Here is a 2,500-nt window from a genome sequence, read left to right as displayed (position 1 = left end):
TTCGCTCGCCGCTACTACCGGAATCACTCTTGTTTTCTCTTCCTCCGCCTACTTAGATGTTTCAGTTCAGCGGGTTCGCCCCCATTGCTGGGTACTTGGCCTTCAACCAAGTGGGTTGCCCCATTCGGACACCCACGGATCAACGCTCATGTGCAGCTCCCCGTGGATTTTCGCAGCTTATCACGTCCTTCTTCGCCTCTGAGAGCCCAGGCATCCCCCATACGCCCTTCTTTTGCTTGTCGCATCCCACCTTGCGGCGGGACGCCCTCGTAATCCTTGATATTCTATTCTACTTCGTGTTTCTTCTTTGACTTCGCAATCACGGTAAAACCGTATCGCTCCGTCCCAATATGTCAATGAACCTGTGGCGGGCCGCCACCGGCAAAAAAATGCAGTGGACAGCTTTTACGCCGTTGTGGAGAATATCGGAGTCGAACCGATGACCTCCTGCGTGCAAGGCAGGCGCTCTAGCCAGCTGAGCTAATCCCCCATTTCTTTAGTTATGAGTTATTAGTTGGGAGTTATGAGTGATAACCCTGTAACTCAACTTCTAAAATTTCCTAATTTCAATACTCAATGAACTTCGTAACCCGTACTTTTCGTAGTCTCAGGCAGACTCGAACTGCCGACCTCTACATTATCAGTGTAGCGCTCTAACCAGCTGAGCTATGAGACTGTCTTGGCCTAAATTTGCCAGTATATCAAAAAACATATCATAAACGACAGCACAAAGAAAAGGACCACCCCGAGCGAGGCCCCGTACAACGGGCGTCTCTTTCTCTAGAAAGGAGGTGTTCCAGCCGCACCTTCCGGTACGGCTACCTTGTTACGACTTAGCCCTAGTTACCGATTTTGCCCTAGGCCGCTCCTCTCGGTGACGGACTTCAGGCACTCCCGGCTTCCATGGCTTGACGGGCGGTGTGTACAAGGCCCGGGAACGTATTCACCGGATCATGGCTGATATCCGATTACTAGCGATTCCAGCTTCACGGGGTCGAGTTGCAGACCCCGATCCGAACTGTGACCGGTTTTGTAGATCCGCGCCCCCTTGCGGGGTGGCTTCCCTCTGTACCGGCCATTGTAGCACGTGTGTGGCCCAGGACGTAAGGGCCGTGATGATTTGACGTCGTCCCCACCTTCCTCACGGTTTGCACCGGCAGTCCCGCTAGAGTCCCCATCTTTACATGCTGGCAACTAACGGTAGGGGTTGCGCTCGTTATAGGACTTAACCTGACACCTCACGGCACGAGCTGACGACAACCATGCAGCACCTTGCAGGCGGTCCGAAGAAAGGGGTATCTCTACCCCATGCAGCCTGCATTTAAGCCCTGGTAAGGTTCCTCGCGTATCATCGAATTAAACCACATGCTCCACCGCTTGTGCGGGCCCCCGTCAATTCCTTTGAGTTTCATTCTTGCGAACGTACTCCCCAGGTGGGATACTTATCACTTTCGCTTGGCCACGGAGCACGAATGCCCCACAGCTAGTATCCATCGTTTACGGCGTGGACTACCGGGGTATCTAATCCCGTTCGCTACCCACGCTTTCGTCCATCAGCGTCAGTACGTTGTTGGTCACCTGCCTTCGCGATCGGTGTTCTATGTGATATCTATGCATTTCACCGCTACACCACATGTTCCGGCAACCCCACAACGACTCAAGACCTGCAGTATCAAAGGCAATTCTATGGTTGAGCCACAGACTTTCACCCCTGACTTACAGGCCCGCCTACGGACCCTTTAAACCCAATGATTCCGGATAACGCTCGGACCCTCCGTATTACCGCGGCTGCTGGCACGGAGTTAGCCGGTCCTTATTCTCACGGTACCGTCAGATCCCCTCGCAAGGGGAGGTTTCTTCCCGTGTAAAAGCAGTTTACAACCCATAGGGCAGTCATCCTGCACGCGGCATGGCTGGATCAGTGTTCCCACCATTGTCCAATATTCCTCACTGCTGCCTCCCGTAGGAGTCTGGTCCGTGTCTCAGTACCAGTGTGGGGGATCCCCCTCTCAGGGCCCCTAACCATCGCTGCCTTGGTGAGCCGTTACCCCACCAACTAACTAATGGTACGCATGGCCATCCCTGTCCGATAAATCTTTAACCAAAATATCATGCGATATCTCGGTACCATGGGGCATTAATCCAAGTTTCCCTGGGCTATTCCCCTGACAGGGGCAGGTTCCATACGCGTTCCGCACCCGTGCGCCGGTCGCCGGCGGAAAAGCAAGCTTTTCCCCGCTGCCCCTCGACTTGCATGTGTTAGGCCTGCCGCTAGCGTTCATCCTGAGCCAGGATCAAACTCTTCATTGTATTTCTGTCAATGTCTCTCGACACCCAAAAATCCGAAGGCCCCGCTTCAAAATGGTTCTTATTCTCTTTACGCTGTCGTTACAATATGTATATGAACTTCTTCACTCTAAAGGAAAAAAAATTGGCCACAATTCGACCAAATCCCCCTCCTTTAACACCCAGCCTTATCAGCTAAGCGGGTGCAAATATA

General features: G+C 52.9%; 2 tRNA genes and 2 rRNA genes (1 of these 4 cut by a window edge). All 4 read right to left on the bottom strand.

Annotation, left to right across the window (positions count from 1 at the left end):
• Positions 1–243 (bottom strand): 23S ribosomal RNA (locus J0X14_RS18945); it reaches 2,575 nt to the left of the window's first position.
• 173 nt (positions 244–416) lie between these two features.
• A tRNA-Ala gene (locus J0X14_RS18940) sits at positions 417–490 on the bottom strand.
• Between the two features lie 112 nt (positions 491–602).
• Positions 603–676, bottom strand: a tRNA-Ile gene (locus J0X14_RS18935).
• A gap of 108 nt (positions 677–784) precedes the next feature.
• Positions 785–2,310: ribosomal RNA gene (locus tag J0X14_RS18930) — 16S ribosomal RNA — on the bottom strand.
• Together the 16S and 23S rRNA genes with 2 tRNA genes alongside form the textbook arrangement of a ribosomal RNA operon.
• Positions 2,311–2,500: the final 190 nt, after the last annotated feature.

The organism is Allomuricauda sp. CAU 1633 (assembly GCF_017313225.1).
GTDB lineage: Bacteria > Bacteroidota > Bacteroidia > Flavobacteriales > Flavobacteriaceae > Flagellimonas.
Note: the sequence above shows the minus strand (reverse complement) of the source record. Positions and strands in the feature narration are given on the sequence as shown.